The organism is Pseudoclavibacter chungangensis (assembly GCF_013410545.1).
GTDB lineage: Bacteria > Actinomycetota > Actinomycetes > Actinomycetales > Microbacteriaceae > Pseudoclavibacter > Pseudoclavibacter chungangensis.
The window spans coordinates 1,104,332-1,126,819 of record NZ_JACCFV010000001.1 but is presented as its reverse complement, the minus strand read 5'-3'; the positions used below and the strand labels follow the sequence as shown (position 1 = coordinate 1,126,819).

Annotated in this window: 22 protein-coding genes; 2 read left to right on the top strand and 20 right to left on the bottom strand. The window is 70.0% G+C overall.

Annotation, left to right across the window (positions count from 1 at the left end; translation table 11 throughout):
* Nucleotides 1–21: 21 nt before the first annotated feature.
* The 14 genes from HNR16_RS05030 to prmC form a co-directional block, all read right to left on the bottom strand.
* A complete protein-coding gene (locus tag HNR16_RS05030; protein ID WP_179558109.1) occupies nucleotides 22–753 on the bottom strand; it encodes a DUF5684 domain-containing protein in 732 nt (243 codons plus the stop codon).
* A gap of 182 nt (nucleotides 754–935) precedes the next feature.
* Complete coding sequence (locus HNR16_RS05025; RefSeq protein WP_225737844.1) at nucleotides 936–1,730, bottom strand: YaaA family protein; 795 nt, start codon at nucleotides 1,728–1,730, stop codon at nucleotides 936–938.
* Nucleotides 1,727–2,005 carry a F0F1 ATP synthase subunit epsilon gene (locus HNR16_RS05020; RefSeq protein WP_158040478.1) on the bottom strand — a complete coding sequence of 93 codons (279 nt, stop codon included), beginning with the start codon at nucleotides 2,003–2,005 and terminating at the stop codon, nucleotides 1,727–1,729. Before HNR16_RS05020 ends, HNR16_RS05025 begins: the two co-directional genes overlap by 4 nt.
* 2 nt (nucleotides 2,006–2,007) lie before the next feature.
* Nucleotides 2,008–3,474 (bottom strand): F0F1 ATP synthase subunit beta, encoded by a 1,467-nt coding sequence (gene atpD, locus HNR16_RS05015; RefSeq protein WP_158040479.1) that lies wholly within the window; start codon nucleotides 3,472–3,474, stop codon nucleotides 2,008–2,010.
* A gap of 31 nt (nucleotides 3,475–3,505) precedes the next feature.
* Complete coding sequence (locus HNR16_RS05010) at nucleotides 3,506–4,405, bottom strand: F0F1 ATP synthase subunit gamma (protein ID WP_158040480.1); 900 nt, start codon at nucleotides 4,403–4,405, stop codon at nucleotides 3,506–3,508.
* 26 nt (nucleotides 4,406–4,431) lie between these two features.
* A complete protein-coding gene (atpA, locus tag HNR16_RS05005) occupies nucleotides 4,432–6,072 on the bottom strand; it encodes a F0F1 ATP synthase subunit alpha (RefSeq protein ID WP_158040481.1) in 1,641 nt (546 codons plus the stop codon).
* A gap of 50 nt (nucleotides 6,073–6,122) precedes the next feature.
* Nucleotides 6,123–6,914: a F0F1 ATP synthase subunit delta gene (locus HNR16_RS05000; RefSeq protein ID WP_158040482.1), complete on the bottom strand. Its 792-nt coding sequence runs from the start codon at nucleotides 6,912–6,914 to the stop codon at nucleotides 6,123–6,125.
* A complete protein-coding gene (locus HNR16_RS04995) occupies nucleotides 6,914–7,465 on the bottom strand; it encodes a F0F1 ATP synthase subunit B (RefSeq protein WP_158040483.1) in 552 nt (183 codons plus the stop codon). The genes HNR16_RS05000 and HNR16_RS04995 overlap by 1 nt, the downstream gene beginning before the upstream one ends.
* Nucleotides 7,466–7,476: 11 nt before the next feature.
* A complete protein-coding gene (atpE, locus tag HNR16_RS04990; RefSeq protein ID WP_158040484.1) occupies nucleotides 7,477–7,710 on the bottom strand; it encodes an ATP synthase F0 subunit C in 234 nt (77 codons plus the stop codon).
* 57 nt (nucleotides 7,711–7,767) lie between these two features.
* Nucleotides 7,768–8,616, bottom strand: a complete 849-nt coding sequence (gene atpB, locus HNR16_RS04985; protein ID WP_225737845.1) for a F0F1 ATP synthase subunit A — start codon at nucleotides 8,614–8,616, stop codon at nucleotides 7,768–7,770.
* Nucleotides 8,617–8,748: 132 nt separating this feature from the next.
* On the bottom strand, nucleotides 8,749–9,198 hold the full coding sequence (locus HNR16_RS04980; protein WP_158040485.1) for a Cg1360 family ATP-synthase-associated protein: 450 nt from the start codon (nucleotides 9,196–9,198) through the stop codon (nucleotides 8,749–8,751).
* Nucleotides 9,195–10,760 carry an MraY family glycosyltransferase gene (locus HNR16_RS04975; RefSeq protein WP_158040486.1) on the bottom strand — a complete coding sequence of 522 codons (1,566 nt, stop codon included), beginning with the start codon at nucleotides 10,758–10,760 and terminating at the stop codon, nucleotides 9,195–9,197. Before HNR16_RS04975 ends, HNR16_RS04980 begins: the two co-directional genes overlap by 4 nt.
* A gap of 3 nt (nucleotides 10,761–10,763) precedes the next feature.
* Nucleotides 10,764–11,438, bottom strand: a complete 675-nt coding sequence (locus tag HNR16_RS04970; RefSeq protein WP_158040487.1) for an L-threonylcarbamoyladenylate synthase — start codon at nucleotides 11,436–11,438, stop codon at nucleotides 10,764–10,766.
* A gap of 74 nt (nucleotides 11,439–11,512) precedes the next feature.
* Nucleotides 11,513–12,376, bottom strand: coding sequence for a peptide chain release factor N(5)-glutamine methyltransferase (prmC, locus tag HNR16_RS04965; protein WP_158040488.1), 864 nt, complete (start codon nucleotides 12,374–12,376; stop codon nucleotides 11,513–11,515).
* A 271-nt stretch (nucleotides 12,377–12,647) separates the two neighbouring features.
* Between prmC and cysK the strand changes: the two genes are divergently transcribed.
* Nucleotides 12,648–13,583, top strand: coding sequence for a cysteine synthase A (gene cysK / locus HNR16_RS04960; protein ID WP_179558108.1), 936 nt, complete (start codon nucleotides 12,648–12,650; stop codon nucleotides 13,581–13,583).
* A 4-nt stretch (nucleotides 13,584–13,587) separates the two neighbouring features.
* Nucleotides 13,588–14,190, top strand: coding sequence for a serine O-acetyltransferase EpsC (gene epsC / locus HNR16_RS04955; RefSeq protein WP_158040489.1), 603 nt, complete (start codon nucleotides 13,588–13,590; stop codon nucleotides 14,188–14,190).
* A gap of 102 nt (nucleotides 14,191–14,292) precedes the next feature.
* On the opposite strand, the gene prfA is transcribed toward epsC, so the two are convergent.
* From prfA to lysA, 6 genes are all read right to left on the bottom strand, one after another.
* On the bottom strand, nucleotides 14,293–15,390 hold the full coding sequence (prfA, locus tag HNR16_RS04950) for a peptide chain release factor 1 (RefSeq protein WP_158040490.1): 1,098 nt from the start codon (nucleotides 15,388–15,390) through the stop codon (nucleotides 14,293–14,295).
* Complete coding sequence (gene rho / locus HNR16_RS04945) at nucleotides 15,387–17,489, bottom strand: transcription termination factor Rho (RefSeq protein ID WP_158040491.1); 2,103 nt, start codon at nucleotides 17,487–17,489, stop codon at nucleotides 15,387–15,389. Before rho ends, prfA begins: the two co-directional genes overlap by 4 nt.
* Nucleotides 17,490–17,647: 158 nt before the next feature.
* Complete coding sequence (gene thrB / locus HNR16_RS04940; protein ID WP_158040492.1) at nucleotides 17,648–18,601, bottom strand: homoserine kinase; 954 nt, start codon at nucleotides 18,599–18,601, stop codon at nucleotides 17,648–17,650.
* A complete protein-coding gene (gene thrC, locus HNR16_RS04935; RefSeq protein ID WP_158040493.1) occupies nucleotides 18,598–19,671 on the bottom strand; it encodes a threonine synthase in 1,074 nt (357 codons plus the stop codon). Before thrC ends, thrB begins: the two co-directional genes overlap by 4 nt.
* A 61-nt stretch (nucleotides 19,672–19,732) precedes the next feature.
* Entirely contained in the window at nucleotides 19,733–21,073 is a 1,341-nt protein-coding gene (locus HNR16_RS04930; RefSeq protein WP_158040494.1) for a homoserine dehydrogenase, read from the bottom strand.
* Nucleotides 21,070–22,485: a diaminopimelate decarboxylase gene (gene lysA / locus HNR16_RS04925; protein WP_158040529.1), complete on the bottom strand. Its 1,416-nt coding sequence runs from the start codon at nucleotides 22,483–22,485 to the stop codon at nucleotides 21,070–21,072. The genes HNR16_RS04930 and lysA overlap by 4 nt, the downstream gene beginning before the upstream one ends.
* Nucleotides 22,486–22,488: the final 3 nt, after the last annotated feature.

Here is a 22,488-nt window from a genome sequence, read left to right as displayed (position 1 = left end):
GGACGACGCGGCCGGGGTCGATCAGCGCTGGCCGTACCCCTGCGGAGGCTGCTGCCCGTAGCCCGGCTGGGGCTGCTGCCCGTAGCCCTGCTGCGGCTGCTGCTGGCCGTAGCCCTGCTGCGGCTGCTGCCCGTACTGCTGCTGGCCGTACTGCTGCGGCTGCTGCGGCTGTGCGGGGCGCTGCCCGTACTGCTGCGGTGCCGCCTGCTGCTGGCCGTACTGCTGCGGTGCGGCCTGCTGCTGGCCGTACTGCTTCGGCGCGGCCTGCTGGCCGTACGGCTGCTGACCGTAGGCCTGCGGCGCGGCCTGCTGCTGGCCGTACGCCTGCTGCCCGTAGGGCTGCGGCTGCTGACCGTAACCAGCCGTGACCGCACCCGCCGGCGCACCGCGCCACTGCGAGCCGTCGAACGCCAGGATGAAGACCCAGATGATGGGGAAGAGCAGGTAGATGACGATCCACCAGGTCTCCTTGCCGAAGCCCTCCTGGATCTTCAGCACAGCGAGGACCAGGAAGACGATGTTCGCGAACGGGACGAACTGCCACCAGCCGTGCTGGCCGCCCGCCTCGAGCAGGGTCCACGTGTTGACGATCGGGACCCACGCCTTCCAGCCGTCGATGCCCATCTTCTGGAAGATCTTCATGAGCGGGAACGCGAAGAGCGCATAGATGGCGGCGAGGAAGACGAGATAGAGCAGGAACCCGACGATCGAGAATCCCACTGCCGCACCACTGGTGCCATAGTCGTTGTACATGAGGTGCACGGTACTTTCTTCCTCTTTCAGGTGGGGAGGTCCGATGGGCGTCATCACGTCTCGGCTGCCTCGGACCAGTTCATGCTACGGGACGGCACTCGCCCATCGGTAGCGTCGCCGGGAGATGTCCGCCGAGCGGAGGATGCGCCCTGACGCGTGAGTCGCAGATCAGCGTCGGCTCGTCACGGCGCGGGCAGGACGAGACGGCTCACGGCCCCGTCGACCTCGAGCTCGAATCCCGCCGCCGCGGCGGCGGCCACGAGCCCCGCCGCCGTCGTCGGTTCGTCACCCGACGTCGCGAGACGCTCGGCGAGCGCGCGGACGAACGCGCCCTTGCCGTGCTTGTTGAAGTGCCCGAGGGCACGTGTCGTGCCGTTCGGTTCGCGAGTGACGACATCGGGGACGACAGCCGACGCGGGAAGCGGACCGAGAGCTGCGTACCCCTTCGACCGGAGGTCGACGACGAGACCGTCATGATCCGCCAGGATCGTCCGGCAGGCTGCCGCCCAGCGCTGCCGCAGCGTGGCCCCGGGGAGCCTCGATCCCGCCGAGAGACGGTAGGCGGGGATGCCCTCCCCCACCCCGACGAGCCCGAAGCACGCCGACTGCACGGCCACGTGCCCCTCGAGCCACGCTCGCGCGTCGCGCCCGAGTGACCCCGCGTCGAGGGCGTCGAACAGCACGCCCGTGTACCGGTCGACCGCGGCGAGCCGCGGAGCGGAACGGATCGACCGGTTGCGTTCGAGCTCCGACTCCGCGAGCCGCGCCGAGATCTTGAGCGCCGCGGCCGCGGCCGCGGGGTCGGCCGAAAGCGCCACCAGATCGTCGACGACACCAGCTCGGACTCCGTCGAGTTGCGGCCACGAGAGCGCCGTCCCGTCCGCCGGTGCGTCGACGAGCGACGGCCCGGACGCAGCGTTGCCGCCGTCCCGTTTGGTTTCGGACGGCGGCAACAGCAGCAGCAGACGGGCGGTCACGCCTCGCTCGAGAGCGCGGCCTCGCGCGCGACGATCGTGACGACGTCGTTGTTGACGGACAGGAATCCCTCGTCGGCCCGTGCACGCACGAGCTCGCCGTCGACGGTCGTCACACGCACCTCGCCCTCACCGAGCACGGCGAGAACGGGTTCGTGGCCGGGCAGGACGCCGATCTCGCCCTCGCTGGTGCGGGCGACGACCTGCTTGGCCTCGCCCTCCCAGACCTGGGCGACGGCCGACACGACACTGACGGTGAGGTTCGCGCGTCCCGCCATGACTACGACAGCTCCTTCTGGATCTGTGCGTACTTCTCCTCGACGTCGCCGATGCCACCGACGTTGAAGAACGCCTGCTCGGGCACGTGGTCGAACTCGCCGCGGACGATCGCGTCGAACGACTCGACCGTCTCCTTGAGCGGCACCGTCGAGCCCTCGACGCCCGTGAACTTCTTCGCCATGTAGGTGTTCTGCGAGAGGAACTGCTGGATCCGGCGCGCACGCGCGACCGTGATCTTGTCCTCCTCCGAGAGCTCGTCGACACCGAGGATCGCGATGATCTCCTGCAGCTCCTTGTTCTTCTGCAGGATCTGCTTCACGGCGGTCGCGACGCGGTAGTGGTCCGCGCCGAGGTAGCGCGGGTCGAGGATGCGGCTCGTCGACGTGAGCGGGTCCACGGCGGGGTACAGACCGCGCGACGCGATCTCACGCGACAGCTCGGTCGTCGCGTCGAGGTGCGCGAACGTCGTCGCGGGAGCCGGGTCGGTGTAGTCGTCCGCGGGCACGTAGATGGCCTGCAGCGACGTGATCGAGTGACCACGCGTCGAGGTGATGCGCTCCTGCAGGAGGCCCATCTCGTCGGCGAGGTTCGGCTGGTACCCCACGGCGGAGGGCATGCGGCCGAGCAGCGTCGACACCTCGGAGCCCGCCTGCGTGAAGCGGAAGATGTTGTCGATGAACAGGAGCACGTCCTGCTGCTGCACGTCACGGAAGTACTCGGCCATGGTGAGGGCCGAGAGGGCGACGCGAAGACGCGTTCCCGGCGGCTCGTCCATCTGGCCGAAGACGAGGGCCGTCTTGTCGAAGACGCCCGCCTCCTCCATCTCGTGGATGAGGTCGTTCCCCTCACGCGTGCGCTCACCGACACCGGCGAACACCGACACACCACCGTGGTCCTGCGCGACGCGCTGGATCATCTCCTGGATGAGGACGGTCTTGCCGACGCCCGCACCACCGAACAGGCCGATCTTCCCACCCTGCACGTACGGCGTGAGCAGGTCGATGACCTTGATGCCCGTCTCGAAGAGCTGCGTCTTCGACTCGAGCTGGTCGAAGGCCGGCGGCTCGCGGTGGATCGGCCAGCGCTCCGTGATCTCGTACGGGCCGTCGATCATCTCGTCGTTCAGGACATCGCCCGTCACGTTGAAGACCTTGCCCTTGGTGACGTCCCCGACGGGCACCGAGATCGGTGCACCGGTGTCGCGGACCTCCTGGCCACGGACGAGGCCGTCCGTGGGCTTGAGGGCGATGGCACGGACGAGGTCGTCGCCGAGGTGCTGGGCGACCTCGAGCACGAGCTTCGTCTCCTGGTCGCCGATGGCGACCGTCGTCTCGAGCGCGTTGTAGATGCCGGGGATCGCGTCGTGCGGGAACTCGATGTCGACCACGGGGCCCGTGACGCGGGCGATCCGGCCGACACCGGCCTGCGTGGCCGTCTCCCCCTGTCCAGGCAGGGTGTTCGTCGTCATTTCTGTCCTTCTTCTCTGCGGCGGCGCGCGGTCATGCCGTGGCGAGCGCGTCAGCGCCGCCCACGATCTCGGAAATCTGCTGCGTGATCTCGGCCTGGCGAGCGTTGTTCGCGAGCCTGGTGTAGTCCTTCACGAGCTTGTCTGCGTTGTCGGAGGCCGACTTCATCGCCCGCTGACGGGCGGCGAGCTCCGAGGCCGCCGAGTGGAGCATCGCGTTGAACAGGCGCGCCTCGATGTACGCGGGCAGCAGCTCGTTCAGCACGGTCTCGGCGTCCGGCTCGAAGTCGTAGAGCGGGAAGATCGACTCGTCCTCGCCCGGCTCGTCGACGCCCTCGACCACCTCGAGCGGCAGCAGCCGCACGACCGACGGCACCTGGCTCACCAGGTTGACGAACCGGTTGTAGACGACGTGGATCTCCTCCACGCCACCGTCCTCGTAGGGCTTCGCGAACGTGTTCACGAGCTCCTGGCCGATCTCCTGTGCCGTCGGGAACGTCGGCGCGTCCGTCTCACCGGACCACTGTCGGATGCTCTCGCGGTTGCGGAACGCGAAGTAGCCCTGCGCCTTGCGTCCGACGAGGTAGTAGACCACCTCCTTGCCCTGCGAGACGAGGAGCTTCGCGAGCTCCTCCGTCTCCTTGAGGACGCTCGACGAGAACGCGCCGTTCAGGCCGCGGTCGCTCGTGAAAACGAGGACCGCGGCGCGACGGACGGGCGTGCGCTCGGTGACGAGCAGGTGATCGACGTCGGTGTGGGTCGCGACCGCCGAGACGGCCTGCGTGACCGCCTTCGCGTACGGGTTGGACTCCGCCATCCGTGCCCGGGCCTTCGTGATTCGCGAGGTCGCGATCAGCTCCATGGCACGGGTGACCTTCTTCATCGTCTGGGCAGACTTGATCTTCTGCCGGTAGACCCGAAGTTGTGCTCCCATGGTTCTCCTGTCGCTCCTGGCTCGCGCTAGGAGCGCTTGCCCCGGACGATCTTCTCCTGGTTCACGTCGGCCTCGTCGGCCGCCTCGAACTCTTCGGAGCCGATCGCGTCGAGCGGCTTCCCCTCACCGGGCTGGAAGGTCTTGGCGAACGCGTCGACCGCCTTCTCCATGTCGGCGAGCGTGTCGTCCTCGAGCTTGCCCGAGGTGCGCAGCCGCTCGAGCACGTCGGAGTTGCGGTTCAGGTAGTCCATGAGCTCCGACTCGAAGCGCAGCACGTCCTCCACCGCGACCTCGTCGAGCTTGCCGTTCGTGCCGGCCCAGATCGAGACGACCTGCTCCTCGATGGGGTGCGGCGAGTACTGCGGCTGCTTGAGGAGCTCGGTGAGACGCGCACCGCGCTCGAGCTGACGGCGGCTGGCCGCGTCGAGGTCGGAGGCGAACATCGCGAACGCCTGCAGCGAGCGGTACTGGGCGAGCTCGAGCTTGAGCGTTCCCGACACCTTCTTGATGTGCTTCTGCTGCGCGTCGCCACCGACTCGCGAGACCGAGATACCCACGTCGACCGCGGGACGCTGGTTCGCGTTGAAGAGGTCGGACTGCAGGAAGATCTGGCCGTCGGTGATCGAAATGACGTTCGTCGGGATGTAGGCCGACACGTCGTTCGCCTTCGTCTCGATGATCGGAAGACCCGTCATCGAACCGGCACCGAGCTCGTCGCTCAGCTTCGCGCAACGCTCGAGGAGGCGCGAGTGCAGGTAGAAGACGTCACCGGGGTACGCCTCGCGTCCCGGGGGACGGCGCAGCAGGAGCGACACGGCACGGTACGCCTCGGCCTGCTTCGAGAGGTCGTCGAAGATGATGAGGACGTGCTTGCCCTGGTACATCCAGTGCTGGCCGATGGCCGAACCGGTGTAGGGGGCGAGGTACTTGAAGCCCGCGGGGTCGGAGGCCGGCGACGCGACGATCGTCGTGTACTCCATGGCACCGGCGTCCTCGAGCGCACCCTTGACGGAGGCGATCGTCGAGCCCTTCTGGCCGATGGCGACGTAGATGCAGCGCACCTGCTTCGTGGCGTCTCCCGACTCCCAGTTCGCCTTCTGGTTGATGATCGCGTCGATCGCGATCGCCGTCTTCCCGGTCTGGCGGTCACCGATGATGAGCTGACGCTGGCCGCGGCCGACGGGGATCATCGCGTCGATCGCCTTGATGCCGGTCTCGAGCGGCTCGTGGACGCTCTTGCGCTGCATGACGCCGGGCGCCTGCAGCTCGAGCGCACGACGCGACTCGGTCTCGACGTCGCCGAGGCCGTCGATCGGCTCACCGAGCGCGTTCACGACGCGGCCGAGGTAGCCCTCGCCGACGGGGACGGAGAGCACCTCACCCGTGCGGCGCACCTCCATGCCCTCGACGATCCCGGTGAATTCACCGAGGACGACGACACCGATCTCGTTCTCGCCGAGGTTCTGCGCGAGACCCTGCGTGCCGTCGGCGAACGTGATGAGCTCGTTCGCCATGACGCCGGGCAGCCCCTCGACGTGCGCGATGCCGTCCGCCGCGTCGATGACCGTGCCGACCTCGTTCTCGGTCGCACCCTGCGGACGGTAGGAGCCGGCGAAGTCGCGGAGCGCGTCGCGGATCTCATCCGGGTTGATCGTGAGTTCTGACATGTTCTTCCCTAAGTGTGCGGGGCCGAACCCCGGAGAATCTGATCGCGCGGCTACGCGAATTGGCGACGGAGGTGGCTGAGCTTCGCCTGGATCGAGTCGTCGATCACGTCGTCGCCGAGCTGCACGCGCAGCCCACCGATGATCGCGGGGTCGACGACCTGGTTGATCGCGACGGGCCGGCCGAAGCGCTTGCGGAGGCCGAGCTGCAGCTTGCGCAGCTGCTCGCTCGCGAGCGGCTTCGCGACCTGGACGGTCGCGACCTGGCGGTCCGCCTGGTCGGCGACGATCGCCGTCGCCCAGTCGACCAGTCGACGCACGCGACGTCCGCCCGGGTGCGCGACGAGGTGCTCGAGGATCGTGATCGCGGCGTCCGAGAGGCGCCCCCCGAACAGGCGACGCACGAGCGCGGCCTTCGCGTCCGACGACCCGAGCCTCGAACCGAGGCTGAGCTCGAGTTCGGGGTTCGCGGTCACGACCTGCAGGAACTCCTGCAGCTCCTGACCGAGACGCTCGTTCGGTGCGGTGAAGTGAGCGACGGCGCGGACGCCGATCTCTTGGAGTCCGACCGAGAACTCTCGCTCGTTCGACCAGCGCTCACCGGCCGCTGCCGTGAGGATCGTTGCGACCTGGGGCGCGACGCGGTCGGCGAACAGGCGCTGCACGAGCGCCCGACGCTGCTCGGCCGAGATGCCCGCGTGCGAGAGCTCGCCCCGCAACGCGGGCGTCGCGTTGATCGCGTCGACGGCGTCGAACAACTGACGCGCGGCCGCGAGCGTGCCGCCCGTCGTGCGGTCGATCTCGCGCTTCACGGTGGTGAGCGCCTGCGTGGTCGCGCTGCCCATCAGTTCTGCGTCCCCGCCGCGGGTGCGGAGTCGAGGTCGGCCAGGAAGCGGTCGACGAGTGCCGTGGAACGCTGGTCATTCGTGAGGCTCTCACCGACGACGCGCGAGGCGAGGTCGACCGCGAGCGATCCGACCTCCGAGCGGAGCGACACGATGGCCGCCTGCCGCTCGGCTTCGATCTGGGCCTTCGCCGCGGCGGTCTGACGGTCGAGCTCCGCCTGGAGCTCGGCCTTCTTCTCGGCGCGGATCTGCTCGGCCTCGGCACGCGCCTGGTCACGGATCTCCGCGGCCTCGACGCGAGCGCTCTTGAGGAGCTCCTCGTGCTCGGCCTTGTTCGAGGCGGCTTCCTTCTGGGCCTGCTCGGCCTTCCGGATCCCGCCCTCGATCTGTTCTTCGCGCTGGTCCAGCACCTTGCGGAACTGGGGGATCACGAACTTCCAGAAGAAGAGACCGATGACGACGAAGACGACGAGCGACCAGACGATGTCGTAGACGGCGGGGAACAGGACGTTGAAGCCCGATGCCCCTTCCTCTGCTGCGATGCTGATCATCTCTCGCCGCCCTACGACGCGAAGATGAAGTAGGTGGCGACGCCGATGAAGGCGAGCAGCTCGGTGAAGGCGATACCGAGGAACATCGTCACCTGGAGGCGACCGGCCATCTCGGGCTGGCGCGCCATGGCCTCGACGGTCTTGCCGGCGACGATACCGATGCCGATGCCGGGGCCGATCGCGGCGAGGCCGTAACCGACGGTGGCGATGTTGCCGGAGATCTCGGCGAGCGTGGTGGTGTCCACAGGGGTTCCTTCCGTATGGGTGGTGACGTCGGTCGACGTCTGCGGGAGATCGAGGGGTCAGTGGGACTTGGCGGCGGCCTGCTGGATGAAGACGGCCGTCAGGAGCGTGAAGACGAAGGCCTGCAGGATCGAGGCGAGCATCTCGACGAGCGTCATGACGAAGCCACCGAGCAGGGTCGGGATGCCGAAGAGGGCGTCCGCGCCACCGAGGGTGATGACGAAGAACCAGGTCGCGCCGTAGCAGAGCACGAGCAGGAGGTGGCCGACCATCATGTTGAGGAACAGACGAAGGGCGAGCGAGACGGGCCGCACGACGAAGATGTTCACGAACTCGATGGGCGTGAGCAGGATGTACATGTACACGGGCACACCGGGCGGGAAGAGTGCGTTGCGGAAGAACGTCCACGCACCGGCCTCCTTGAAGCCCGCGTAGATGAACGCGATGTACGCGACGACCGCGAGCACGATCGGCATTCCGATGAGCGACGTGCCCGCGATGTTGAGGCCCGGGATGATGCCCGTGATGTTCATCGCGAAGATGCCGAAGAACATGGCCGCGAGCAGCGGCAGGTACTTGCGGCCGAGCTTCTCACCGAGGACGCCGTCCGCGATCTGGTCCTTCACGAAACCGAGCGCGAGCTCCGCGATGGACTGGCCCTTGCCGGGGACGACCGTCGGCTTGCGCAGCGCGAGCCAGAAGAGGAAGACCATGACGGCGATCGCGAGGAGGCGGACCAGGAGGATGCGGTTGAGCTCGAACGGCGTGCCGTCGAACAGGATGCCCGGGAGGTTGAACTCGTGATCGAGCGACGGCGGGTGGAACGTTCCGTCGTCCTCAGCAGCAGCGATGAAAACCGGAAGATTCAGGGCTGAAGCGTACAGAGTGACGTCTCCTGTCGTGGGCACGACGATCGCACGCGATCCTCGCGGTGTGAATCAGGGCAAGCGGGGCGCGACACAGAATGTCGACCAACCCCGGCCGGGGACAAGCTTATCAAGAAATCCCAAGGTTCGTGAGCGCGAACTCCCCCCGAAGGTTCAGTCCTCGCGCTCCCCGCGAGGGGTGAGGTCGACGTCCCCCGTGTTCGGGATGCGGGCGCGGACGACGCACACGACGTCGACCACGAGCGTTCCGACGACGGCGGCGACGAGCGAGCCCCACAGCGTCCACTGGTGCACGAACGCGGCGTCCTTGACGGCGAGCATGATGCCGAGGAACAGCACGAACTTCAGCAGCCACGCGCCGAGCACGACGGCCATGAAGAAGATGTTGTCGAGGTGCGCGGCGAGCAGGAGCGAGACGACCGTGATCGCGGCGAACAGGAGCGTCATCCCGGCCCCGACAAGTGCCGACAGCATGCCGTCGAAGCCCGCCACGACGAAGCCGACCGCACCGCCGATCACGGCGACGCCCGCGGCGACGACGGCGGACCACGTGAGCACGCGGCGGAAGACGGGGACGGAGGTCGGGGTCTGGGCGGTACTCATCTGGATTCCTCGGGTTCGTCGCGGTGGGCGGTCTCGGGGGTGCGGGCGCGGCCACGCCGTGTGGCCGCCGCGCCGTCGTGGTTCTCGTCGTCGGCGGCGTTCGGGTCCCGTCGACCGGGCACGTCGTCCGTTTCGTCGGCGACGGTGACCTCGTCGGCCGCTTCGATCCGGCCATCGGCGGCCGACGCCGGCTCGTCGCGACACGGCTCGGCGGCGGGCTCGTCGACATCGGTGTCGGCCTCGGCTCGCGTATCTGTCTCGGCACGCGTGTCGGCGCCGGTGTGGGCACCGACGGCCGTCCCCGTGACGGGTTCGGCCTCGGCGCGCGAGGATCCCGTGAGCCCGGTACCGTGGCCCGCTCGAGCCGTCACGACCCGACGCTGCGCGTCGGCGTGTTCCTGCCCGAGCTGGTCGAGCGGATCGTGCGTGTCGTCGACCGTCGAGACGGTGCGCTGCGCGCGCTTCTCGGCGAGCTTCCGCTGCGAGATCGGCGAGAGCGTGACGACCGTGCAGACGATGCCACCCACGATCACGAACGCGAACGGCACCCACGCCTGTGCGACGACGAACGGCAGCAGGGCACCGATGGACACGACCGCGGACCACGCGTAGAAGACCAGGACGGCCTGCCGCTGGGAGTGCCCCATGTCGAGCAGACGGTGGTGCAGGTGCTTGCGGTCTGCCGTGAACGGCGACTTGCCCGCGAGCATCCGCCGGATGACGGCCATCGAGAAATCGAGGAGCGGGACGACGAGCACCGCGAAGGGGATGATGAGGGGGACGAACGCCGGCAGCAGCTGGGCCGTGCGGATCGTGCGCGGGTCGACGTCGCCCGTGACGGAGATCGCGCTCGTCGCCATGAGGAGCCCGACGAGCAACGCTCCCCCGTCCCCCATGAACATCTTCGACGGGTTCCAGTTCCAGGGCAGGAAGCCGAGGCAGATGCCCACGACGACGGCCGAGAGGAGGGCCGCGAGCGTGAACCGCCCCGTCTGTCCGGCGAACTCGCTCAGCAGGTAGCTGTACACGAGGAACACGCCGTTCGCGATGATCGCGACGCCCGCGACGAGTCCGTCGAGACCGTCGATGAAGTTCACCGCGTTCATGACGAGCACCATCGCGAGCACCGTGATGACGAGCGACATCCACTGCGAGCCGACCGTCAGGCCACCGATCGGCAACGACGTGATCGCGACGCCCTGCCACGCGAGGAGGAACGCGGCGGCGATCTGCCCCGCGAGCTTCGTCATCCAGTCGAGATCGACGACGTCGTCGAGCACGCCGATGCCGACGATGAGCGTCGCCGCACCGACGATCGCCCAGATCCTGCCGGGGTCGGCGTACACGAGCCCGAGGTGGGGGAAGTAGGACCCGAGTGCGAGCGAACCCAGGAACCCGATGTACATCGCGATGCCGCCGAGCCTCGGCTTGGGCGTCGCGTGCACGTCCCGCTCGCGCACCGCCGGGTACCACCGGTGCCTCATGGCGAGCCGATAGACGCCCCAGCACAGCAGGCACGTGGCGACCGCGGTCACCACGATGAGGATGGCGTAGTAGCGCACGACTTACCCGCCGGTCACGGGCTCGACGAGCAGATCGCCGAGCACCGTTCGCAGCTCGTCCGCCGAGAGCGCCCCCTGGCGGACGATGTGCACAGAGCCGCCCGCGCCGCGCGCGAGCGCCGTCGCGTCGATGATCGTCGACGGCGTGCCGCCGATGCGGCCGGCGTCGAGCGCCACCTCGACCCCGGAACCGAGTGCCGCGACGGCATCCTGCGCGGTCTCGGCCGGCGGCTCGCCGTGCCGGTTCGCGCTCGAGACCGCGAGAGGTCCTGCCTGGCGCAGGAGCGCGAGGGCGACGGGCTGATCGGGGATGCGGAGTGCGACCGTGCCGGCCGTGTCACCCAGATCCCATCGCAGCGACGGCTGTGCGGGCAGGATGACGGTGAGCGGGCCGGGGGCGAAGCGCGAGAGCAATTCCCCGACCTCGTCCGGGACGATCGCGGCGAGTGCCCGGACGGTCGACTCGTCGGCGACGAGCACGGGGGGCGGCGACTGGCGTGTGCGGCCCTTCGCCGCGAGGAGCGCGGCCACCGCATCGGGCGAGAAGGCATCGGCCGCGATGCCGTAGACCGTGTCGGTGGGGACGACGACGAGCTCGCCGCGTCCGAGGGCCGACGTGGCCATGCGGGTACCGAGGTCCTGTTGGTCCTGGGCCGAGCAATCGTAGATCCGTGCCATATCCCGGCCCATGATAGTCGCGCCGGGAGGCCCGCGACGCCACGCCCGACGACACCGTCCGGCCGTCCGGCGCCTCACGCACCGGGCGCGACGGCCCCCGTCAGGCGTTCGCGGCCCGTCAGGTCGGTGCTCGTCTCCCCCGCCTCGAACCCGGCCGCGGCGAGCAGCGATCGGATCGCCCCGCCCTGCCGCTCGTCGTGTTCGAGCAGCACGATCCCGCCGGGCGTGAGGCACGCCGCGGCGTGGGCGACGATGCGCCGGACGTCGTCGAGGCCGTCCGCTCCCCCGTACAGCGCCGCGGCCGGGTCGAAGAGCCGGACCTCGGGGTCGCTGGGTTCGTCCGCGCGCGGGATGTAGGGCGGATTGCTCAGGACCGCGTCGAGCGCACGCGGGGCATCGGGGAGCTCCACCTCGGCCAGACGACCGAAGACCGGGACGACACGCCCGTCGCCGAACTCGCGGACGTTCCGCACGAGCCACGGCCATGCCCGCGGCGAGGACTCCACGGCCCAGACGCGTGCCCCCGGGAGCGCGCGGGCGACCGCGATCGCGATGGCCCCCGAGCCGGATCCCAGGTCGACGACGGCGGGGGCCCGGGACGGCATCCGTTCGACCGCGAGTTCCACGAGCCGTTCGGTCTCGGGCCGCGGGACGAAGACGCCCGGTCCCACGTGCAGTTCGATGTCGCAGAAGGCCGCGCGTCCGGTGAGGTGCTGCAGCGGTTCCCGCCGGGCACGACGAGCGAGTGCGGCCTCGATCGCGGTGACCGACTCGGCGGGGACCGACCGGTCGAGCAGCGCGTCGAGCGCGACGTCGCCGCGGGAGCGGCCGAGCACGCCCGCGATGAGCGCGTCCGCCTCGGTGTTCACGTCGGGGAATCCGCTGCGCGCGAGCACGGTCCGTGCCCGCGCGCGCACCGCCGCCATGCCGTTCGTCATCCGCACAGTGTGGCAGCACCGGCCCGTTCCCGTGGTGCGTCGGCACCGTGCCCCGTCCACGACGTCGCCGCGACCGGCCGGGGTGGTCGGTTCCGTCATCGCCCGTGCGACGACCGGACGTCGCCGCGCGGCGACCGGGCGGCGGCACCGCGAACGACGAATTGTGACGGGCCGAGCAGGAGCCGTTCGATAGCGTTTCCGGTGCGGGCACGCACCGCGTGTCTCCCGTGCCCGCGCAACGTCCTCACACCCCGAGAGTTAGGCAGCATCTGTGTCCGGAATCATCTACAGCGACATCACCGAGGCCATCGGCCGCACTCCGCTCGTCAAGCTCGGCCGGATCAACACGGGCGTCGCGAACGTGTACGCGAAGCTCGAGTTCTTCGCACCCGGCTCGTCGGTGAAGGACCGCCTCGGCCTCGGCATCATCCGGGCCGCCGAGCAGTCCGGCGAGCTGCAGCCCGGTGGCACGATCGTCGAGGGCACGAGCGGCAACACGGGCATCGCGCTCGCCCTCATCGGTGCCGCCCGCGGCTACCGCGTCATCCTCGCGATGCCCGAGACGATGTCGCTCGAGCGCCGTCAGCTGCTCAAGGCGTTCGGCGCCGAGCTCGTCCTCACGCCCGGCGCCGAGGGGATGCGCGGAGCGGTCGCGAAGGCGGCGGAGATCGTCGAGCAGACGCCCGGTGCCGTGCTCGCCCGTCAGTTCGAGAACGAGGCGAACGTGCAGATCCACCGTGAGACGACGGCGGAAGAGGTCTGGAACGACACCGACGGGCAGGTCGACGTCTTCGTCGCCGGCATCGGCACGGGCGGGACGATCACGGGCGTCGGCCAGGTGCTCAAGGAGCGCAAGCCCGAGGTGAAGATCGTCGCCGTCGAGCCCGCCGACTCGCCGCTCCTCACGCAGGGCAAGGCCGGCCCGCACAAGATCCAGGGCCTCGGCGCGAACTTCCTGCCGGACATCCTCGACCGCGACGTCATCGACGAGGTGTTCGACGCGACGCTCGAGGACTCGATCCGCGTCTCGCGCGAACTCACCGCGACCGAGGGCATCTTCGGCGGTATCTCGACGGGCGCCAACGTGTGGGCCGCCCTCGAGCTCTCGAAGCGCCCCGAGAACGAGGGCAAGAACATCGTCGTGATCGTTCCCGACACCGGCGAGCGCTACCTGTCGACCGTGCTGTTCGACGACCTCCGCGACTGACCTCGTGGCGGTTCCTCCTCCCGCGACGCGGCGTCGGCTCCCGTTCGACGCCGCGTTCGCGCGTGTCCGCGAAGACGTCCGCGCGGTCCGCGCGGGTGACCCCGCCGCGCGCAGCACGCTCTCGATCGTCGTCAACTACTCGGGGCTCCACGCCGTGTGGGCGCACCGTGTCGCGAACCGTCTCTGGCGCACCCCGGGCGGGAAGTTCCTCGCCCGCACCGTGTCCCAGTTCGCGCGGTTCCTGACGGGCGTCGAGATCCACCCCGGCGCGACGATCGGCAGACGCCTGTTCATCGACCACGGCATGGGCGTCGTCATCGGCGAGACGGCCGAGATCGGCGACGACGTCGTGATCTACCACGGGGTCACGCTCGGCGGGACGTCGACGAAGAAGGTCAAACGTCATCCGACGCTCGGTGACGGCGTGCTCATCGGGGCGGGCGCGAAGCTGCTCGGGCCGATCGTCATCGGTGACCACACGCGCGTCGGCGCGAACGCGGTCGTCACGCGCGACGCCCCGGCGGGCTCGGTCCTCACGGGTGTCCCGGCGAAGCAGCGCAAGCAGACACCGAGCGAAGCGGCCCTGGTCGGCTACTACGAGATCTGATCTCGACCCCACCACCGACGAATGCCGGGTGGTTTTCGGGGTTCCGGGTGACCCGGAACCCCGAAAACCACCCGGCATTCGTCGTGGGCGTGCGCGGAGTGATCAGTCCGTCGCGGAGCCCAGGGCGGCGAGGCGCGCCTCCTCGTCGGCGCGGATCGCCGACTCGATGACGGGCCCCAGGGCGCCGTTCATGACCTGGTCGAGGTTGTACGACTTGTATCCCGTGCGGTGATCCGCGATGCGGTTCTCCGGGAAATTGTACGTGCGGATGCGCTCCGAGCGGTCCATCGAGCGGATCTGGCTCTTGCGCGCGTCCGAGGCCTGCGCGTCGAGCTCCTCCTGCTGGTGCGCGAGGAGGCGGGCGAGCAGCACGCGCATCGCGGCAGCCCGGTTCTGGATCTGCGACTTCTCGTTCTGCATCGACACGACGATTCCCGTCGGGAGGTGCGTGATGCGCACCGCAGAGTCGGTCGTGTTGACCGACTGCCCGCCGGGGCCGGACGAGCGGTACACGTCGATCTTGAGATCGTTCTGATTGATCTCGATCTCCTCCGGCTCGTCGACCTCGGGGAAGACGAGCACGCCCGTCGTCGACGTGTGGATGCGTCCCTGCGACTCGGTCGCGGGCACGCGCTGCACGCGGTGCACCCCGCCCTCGTACTTGAGCGACGCCCAGGCGCCCTCACTGGGATCGTTCGCCTGGCTCTTGATCGCGACCTGCACGTCCTTGAACCCGCCGAGGTCCGACTCGGTCGACGCGAGGATCTCGGTCTTCCAGCCGCGCTGCTCGGCGTAGTGCGTGTACATGCGCAGGAGATCGGCGGCGAAGAGCGCCGACTCCTCGCCGCCCTCACCGCCCTTGATCTCCATGATGACGTCGCGCCCGTCGTCCGGGTCGCGCGGGATGAGCAGACGGCGCAGCTTCTCCTGCGCCTCGTGCAGCCGCGTCTCGAGCGCCGGCACCTCCTGCGCGAAGGACTCGTCCTCCTTCGCGAGTTCACGCGCCGCCTCGAGGTCGTCGCCGAGCGCGGCGCGCTGGTCGTCGGCCGCGAGGATCTGCGAGAGCTCCGCGTAGCGACGGTTCACGCGCTTCGCCCGCGCCGCGTTCGCGTGCAGTTCGGGATCGGCGAGCTGTTCCTGCAGTTCGGCGTGCTCGGCGCGCAGGGTGCGCAGCGAGTCGCCGAACTCGTCGACGCTCATCGACGTGCCCGCGGCGCGGCGCTCTCGATCGGCTGACGGCTCACGCTCGCGAGGAACTCGGCGTTCGTGGGCGTCTCGGCGAGGCGCGTGAGCACCGACTCGAGCGACCCCTGCGTCTCCCCCGCCGTCAGGTCACGACGAATGCGCCACGTGGCGTCGACCTCGGCCGGGCTGAGGAGCATCTCCTCCTTGAGGGTGCCCGAGTTGCGGATGTCGAGCGCGGGGAAGATGCGCTTGTCGGCGATCTCGCGCGAAAGTCGGATCTCCATGTTCCCGGTGCCGGCGAACTCCTCGAGGATGACCTCGTCGGTGCGCGAGCCCGTCTCGACCATCGCGGTCGCGAGGATCGTGAGCGAGCCGCCGTTCTCGACATTGCGCGCGGCACCGAAGAAGCGCTTCGGCGGGTACAGCGCCGACGCGTCCACACCGCCCGACAGGATGCGTCCGGACGCGGGTGCCGTGAGGTTGTAGGCACGCGCGAGCTCGGTGATCGAGTCGAGCAGCACGACGACGTCGTGACCGAGCTCGACGAGCCGCTTCGCGCGCTCGATCGCGAGCTCCGCGATCGTCGTGTGGTCCTCGGAGGGCAGGTCGAACGCCGATGCGACGACCTCGCCGCGGATCGAGCGGCGCATGGCCGTGATCTCCTCGGGACGCTCGTCGACGAGCACGACCATGAGGTGCGTCTGGGGGCTGTTCTCGGCGATCGCGTTCGCGATCTGCTGGAGCACGACCGACTTGCCCGACTTGGGCGGCGCGACGATGAGGCCGCGCGTGCCCTTGCCGATCGGGGCGAAGAGGTCGATGGCACGCTGCGTGAGGCGCCCCTCCGCCGTCTCGAGGCGCAGACGCTCCTCGGGGTACAGCGGGGTGAGGTCGTCGAACGACGGCCGCGCGGTGGCCTCGTCGGTCGACTGGCCGTTGATGGAGTCGAACTTCACGAGCGCGTTGAACTTCTGGCGACCGTGCTGCTGCTCGCCCTCGCGGGGCTGGCGGATCGCGCCGACGATCGCATCGCCCTTGCGCAGCCCGTACTTCTTCACCTGGCCGAGCGAGACGTAGACGTCGTTCGGGCCGGGGAGGTAGCCGCTCGTGCGCACGAACGCGTAGTTGTCGAGCACGTCGAGGATGCCGGCGACGGGCAGCAGGACGTCGTCGGGCGAGTAGTCGGGGTCGACGTCGTCGCTCGCACCGCGGCCGCGCTTGCGGTCGCGGTAGCGGCCACGGCCGCGGCCACGCTCGTCGTCGTCGTCGTGAGCGGTGTTGCCGTTCTGGTTGTCGCCACCGCGGCCGCGCGAACGGGACCGCGAGCGGCGGCCGCCCTGCCCCTCGTTCTGCGACTCGTCCTCGCCGACGTTCTCGTCGTCGTCCGACGAGTCGTCCTGCTCCTGCTCGTTCGTGCCCTCGGCGCTGTCGCCGCGACCACGGCGGCCGCGACCCCGGCTGCGCTTGCGGCCGCCCGGGCGGCCCTCGTTCTCGTCGTTCTCGTCGTCGCGCTCGACCTCGGGCGATCCCGATTCGGTCGTGACGCGGCGACGGCGACGGCCGTCCTCCTGGGACGACTCGTCCTCGCCCTCGCCGCGTGCCGGGGGCAGGACGAGGTCGTCGAGCGAGAGGGGCGCCTCGGGCTCGGCGTTCTTCGCGGCGCCCTTGCCCTTGCCCGTGCGCTCGTCGCGTCGACGGCGCTTGGAGCCGCCGTTCTCGTTCCCGGCGTGGTCGGCGAAGACGGCGTCCGCGATCGGATCGGTCGTCGCTGCCGCGTCGGTCTCCGTCGTCACGGCCGCATCGGTGGCGGGCTCGGCAGCGGGCGCCTCGGCGGTGGCCTCGTCGGCTGCGGCCTCGTCGGCCGGGGCCTCGGCGACGAGGCTCGCCTGCTCGGCGGACGCCTCGGGCGCCGGCTGCACCTCTGCGTCCTCCGTCGGGGCCGACGCATCAGCGCCGCCCTGGGCCTCCTCGATCGCCGCGATGAGCTCGCGCTTGCGCAGTCGCGCCGCGCCGCGGATACCGAGCTGCGACGCGAGCGCCTGCAGATCGGGCACCCGCATCGCGGTCAGCGGCACGCCGGTGGTGGCGCCGTCGGCGCCGGTGGTGTTCGTCATGTGGTCATGTCCTTGATCTGTCCGCTCTGCGGACGCAGCGAAGCGGCAGTGCCACGCGATGTACGCGTGCCGTCGAACTGCGCGTTCCCCTTGAGGAGAGCGCTCTGGACACGGAGCGCGGCCAATGCCTCGTCTGGATGGGTGGGACCGGCTGGCTGCTACGCCGACGGAAGAACCGTCTCGGCCGATCTCGCCACCACTGTAGCACCCAGCACATCGACGGCGGGCATGATGGCCCGCCACGTCGTGGACGTGTCCTGCTCGGCGATGCGCGCGGCGACGAGACGCTGAGCGGGGTTCTCGCACAGGACGAGGATGCTCGGCCCGGCGCCCGACACGACCGCCGGGAGTCCCTCGGCACGCAGTCGCTCGATGAGCCCGGCGGTCTTCGGCATCGCGCTCGCCCGATAGTTCTGGTGGAGCCGGTCCTCGGTCGCCTCGAGCAGCACCTCGGGGCTCTGCACGAGCGCCGCGATGAGCAGCGCGGAGCGCGACACGTTGAAGATCGCGTCGGCGTGCGGGACCTGGGCGGGCTGCAGGCTCCGCGCGAGCTGGGTCGACATCGTCTCGACCGGGATGAGCACGATCGGTGAGATGCCGCGGTGCACGAGCAATTGCTTGGAGTGCGGGCTGCCGTCGGTCGAGACCCACGCGATCGTGAGGCCACCGAAGATGCAGGGGGCGACGTTGTCGGGGTGCCCCTCGAGCTCGGTCGCGAGGCGGAGGATGTCGTCGGACCCGATCTCGCGCTGATCGGCCACGAGGCCGACGGCGGCCATGATGCCCGAGACGATCGCGGCGCCGGAGGACCCGAGGCCGCGACCGTGCGGGATGCTGTTTCGGGCGTGGATCCGCAGGCCCGGCATGTCGTACCCGAAGTCCGCGAGGGCGTGGGCGATGGCGCGCACGACGAGGTGCGATGCGTCGCGCGGCACGTCGTCGGCGCCGACCCCCTCGACCTCGATCTCGAGGACGCCGGCCGGTGCCGCCTCCACGGTCAGTTCGTCGTACAGCGCGAGCGCGAGGCCGAGCGTGTCGAAGCCGGGACCGAGGTTCGCGCTCGTCGCGGGGACGCGCACGTCGACCGTGCGTCCCGTCGTGACGGCGCTCATGCGCCGAGTCCGAGCGCCTGGGCGACCGTGGCCACGTCGGCGGGAACGACGGTCGGTTCGATGTCGCCGCCGTCGGCCGTCTTGAGCGCCCACTGTGGATCCTTGAGGCCGTGTCCCGTCACCGTGAGGACGACACGGGCACCGGCGGGCACCTGTCCCGCCTCGGCCCGCTCGAGCAGGCCGGCGACGGAGATGGCGCTCGCCGGCTCCACGAACACGCCGACCTCGGCAGCGAGGATGCGCTGCGCCTCGAGGACCTTCGTGTCGTCGATCGCCCCGAAGTAGCCGTTCGTCTCGTCCCGCGCCTCGAGCGCGGGGCCCCACGACGCCGGATTGCCGATGCGGATCGCGGACGCGATCGTCTCGGGCTGGGTGACGACCTCACCGCGCACGATGGGTGCCGCGCCCGTCGCCTGGAAGCCGAACATGCGCGGGAGCTTCGTCGCGCGCCCGAGTTCGGCGAACTCGCGGTAGCCGCGCGTGTAGGCCGTGTAGTTGCCCGCGTTGCCGACGGGGATGAAGTGGAAGTCGGGCGCGTCGCCGAGGACGTCGATGATCTCGAACGCCGCCGTCTTCTGCCCCTCGATGCGGTCGTTGTTGACCGAGTTGACGAGGTGGACGGGGTAGTCGCGGTCGAGTTCACGCGTGATCTCGAGGCAGTCGTCGAAGTTGCCGCGGACCTGCAGGAGGCGCGCGTTGTGCGCGATCGCCTGCGAGAGCTTGCCCATGGCGATCTTGCCCTCGGGCACGAGCACCGCCGCCTCGATGCCCGCGTTCGCCGCGTACGCCGCCGCGGACGCCGAGGTGTTGCCAGTCGACGCGCACACGACGACCTTCGCGCCGTGCTCGACGGCCTTCGAGACGGCCATCGTCATGCCACGGTCCTTGAACGAGCCCGTCGGGTTCATGCCCTCGTACTTCACCCACACCTCGGCCCCCGTGCGCGCACCGAGTGCGCGCGCCGGGATGAGCGGCGTGCCGCCCTCGCCGAGCGTGACGACGGGCGTGGCCTCCGTCACGTCGAGGAACTCGGCGTATTCGCGGATGACGCCCTGCCACTGCCCTGCCATGGAAACCTGCCTCTTGCTCAGTTGGTTGGTGCGCGGCACCGGCCGCGAGACGCCCAGCGGCCTAGATCGCACCCTCGACGCGGAGCACGCCCGTGACGCGATGAACGAACTCGCTCTCGGCGAGTGCCTGCACGACGGCGGCGAGGGAGCCCTCGCTCGCGGCGTGCGTTCCGATGACCAGCGTAGCGTGCGCGCCGAATCCGTCCGGATCCGGCTCCTCCGCCGGGTCGCGCTGCGGGATCGACTGTTCGAGCGTCTCGACCGAGACGTCGAGTTCGGAGAACAGGCTCGCGACGGCGGCGAGGACGCCGGGGCGATCCGCGACCGCGAGCGAGATGTGGTAGCGCGTCGTGATGTCGTCGATGTCGAGCACTGGGAGCCCGGCGTGCATCGACTCCCCCAGCCCGGGGCCGCCCTGGACGCGGCGGCGCGCGACGGACACGACGTCGCCGAGGACGGCGGACGCGGTCTCGACACCGCCCGCGCCCGCACCGTAGAACATGAGGCTCCCGGCCGCCGCGGCCTGCACGAACACGGCGTTGTTGCCGCCGTGCACGGAGGCGAGCGGGTGGCTGCGCGCGACGAGCGCGGGGTACACGCGGGCGGAGACGCCCTCCTCCCCGTCGGCGCCGTGCGTTCGCTCGCAGATCGCGAGGAGCTTCACGACGTAGCCCGCTCGGGCGGCCTGCTCGATCTGCGCGCTCGTGACCTTCGTGATCCCCTCGCGGTGCACGCGGTCCACGGGCACCTCGGTGTGGAAAGCGATCGAGGCGAGGATCGCGGCCTTCTGCTGTGCGTCGTGGCCCTCGATGTCGGCGGTGGGGTCGGCCTCGGCGTAGCCGAGGTCGGTCGCGATGCGCAGCGCCTCCTCGAGCGTGTCGCCGCGCGTGTCCATGCGGTCGAGGATGAAGTTCGTCGTGCCGTTGACGATGCCGAGGATGCGGTCGACGCGGTCACCGGCGAGGCTGTCACGCAGCGGACGGATGATCGGGATCGCGCCCGCGACGGCGGCCTCGTAGTGGAGCTGGGCACCGACACGCTCGGCGAGCGAGAACAGTTCGGGCCCGTGGGCCGCGACGAGCGCCTTGTTCGCCGTGACCACGTCGGCCCCGGTCTCGAGGGCGAGCATGATGAGCGAGCGCGCGGGCTCGATGCCCCCCATGAGCTCGATGACGACGTCGGCCTGCAGGATGAGCTGGTCGGCGTCGGTCGTGTACAGCTCGTGCGGGAGGTCGACATCGCGCTTCGCGTCGACGTCGCGGACGGCGATGCCGATGAGTTCGAGCCCGGCCCCCGCTCGCGACGCGAGTTCGTCGGCCTGCTCCAGGAGAAGGCGGGCGACCTGGGAGCCGACCGATCCGGCTCCGAGCAGGGCGACTCGCAGGGTGCGGTGTTCGATCACGGGTGCTCCTTGGTCGGGGCGGGGGCGCCGGTGTCGCGCGCCATGAGGTCGTCGATGGTCTCTCCGCGCACGATGACGCGGGCGCGGCCGTCACGGACGGCGACGATGCCCGGCCGCGGAACGGAGTTGTAGTTGCTGGACATCGCCCAGCAGTACGCCCCGGTGGCGGGGACCGCGAGGAGGTCGCCCGGCTGGACGTCCCCGGGGAGATAGTCTGCCAGAACGACGATGTCACCGGATTCGCAGTGCATCCCCACGACCCGGACGAGTGCCGGTGGCTCGTCGCTCGAGCGGTCCGCGATGCGGACGCTGTAGTCGGCCCCGTACAGCGCGGGCCGCGCGTTGTCGCTCATGCCGCCGTCGACGGAGACGTAGAGCCTCGTGGCCGCCCCGTCCTCGGTCGGCACCTCGACGGGTTTCGTGGTGCCCGTCCGGTAGAGCGTGACCCCGGCCGGGCCCGCGATGCGCCGCCCCGGTTCGAATCCGACGAGCGGCACGGGGATGTCGAGTCGCGCGCACTCGGCGGCCACGAATCGTGCGAGTCCATCGGCGATCTCGGCGAGGGGGCGTGGCGCGTCGGCGGCCGTGTAGGCGATCCCGAATCCCCCGCCGAGGTTCAGCTCGGGCAGGTCACCGTCGGCGAGGAGACGGGCGTGGACGGCGAGGAGACGACGAGCGGACTCGTGGAACCCGTCGCCGTCGAAGATCTGCGAGCCGATGTGGGCGTGCAGCCCGAGCAGGCGCAGCGAGGGTTCGGCGCGGACGTCGGCCGCGATGGCCTCGACCTGGTCGAGCGGCACGCCGAACTTCTGGTCCTCGTGTGCCGTCGCGAGGTAGTCGTGCGTCGAGGCGTGGACGCCGGAGTTGACGCGGATCCGCACGTTCTGCACGACGCCGTTGCACGTGGCGGCCGCCGCGACCCGCGGCACCTCCTGGAACGAGTCGAGCACGACGGTTCCAATGCCCGCGCTCGTCGCGAGATTGAGGGCCCGGTCGGATTTGTTGTTCCCGTGCAACCCGATGCGTTCGGCCGGCACGCCGGCGCGGAGGGCGACGGTCAGTTCCCCCTCCGACGCCGTGTCGACGGCGAGCCCCTCCTCCGTCGCCCAGCGCGCGACGTCGATCGTGAGGAGCGCCTTGCCCGCGTAGTAGACGCGGGCCTCACCGCCGATCGCCGCGAACGCGTCGCGGAACGCCGAGAGGGCCGAGCTCGCCCGTTCGCGGAACTCCCCCTCGTCGACGACGTAGAGCGGGGTCCCGAATCGCTCGGCGAGCTCGTCGACGCGAACGCCGCCGACGACGAGCGTCCCGTCGGCGTCGCGGTGGGCGGAGGACGGCCAGACGCCGTCCGGCAGATCGTTCGGGTCCGACGGGGTGGTCAACCATTCCGGGGCGAGCGGGTTGTCGGCGATGGC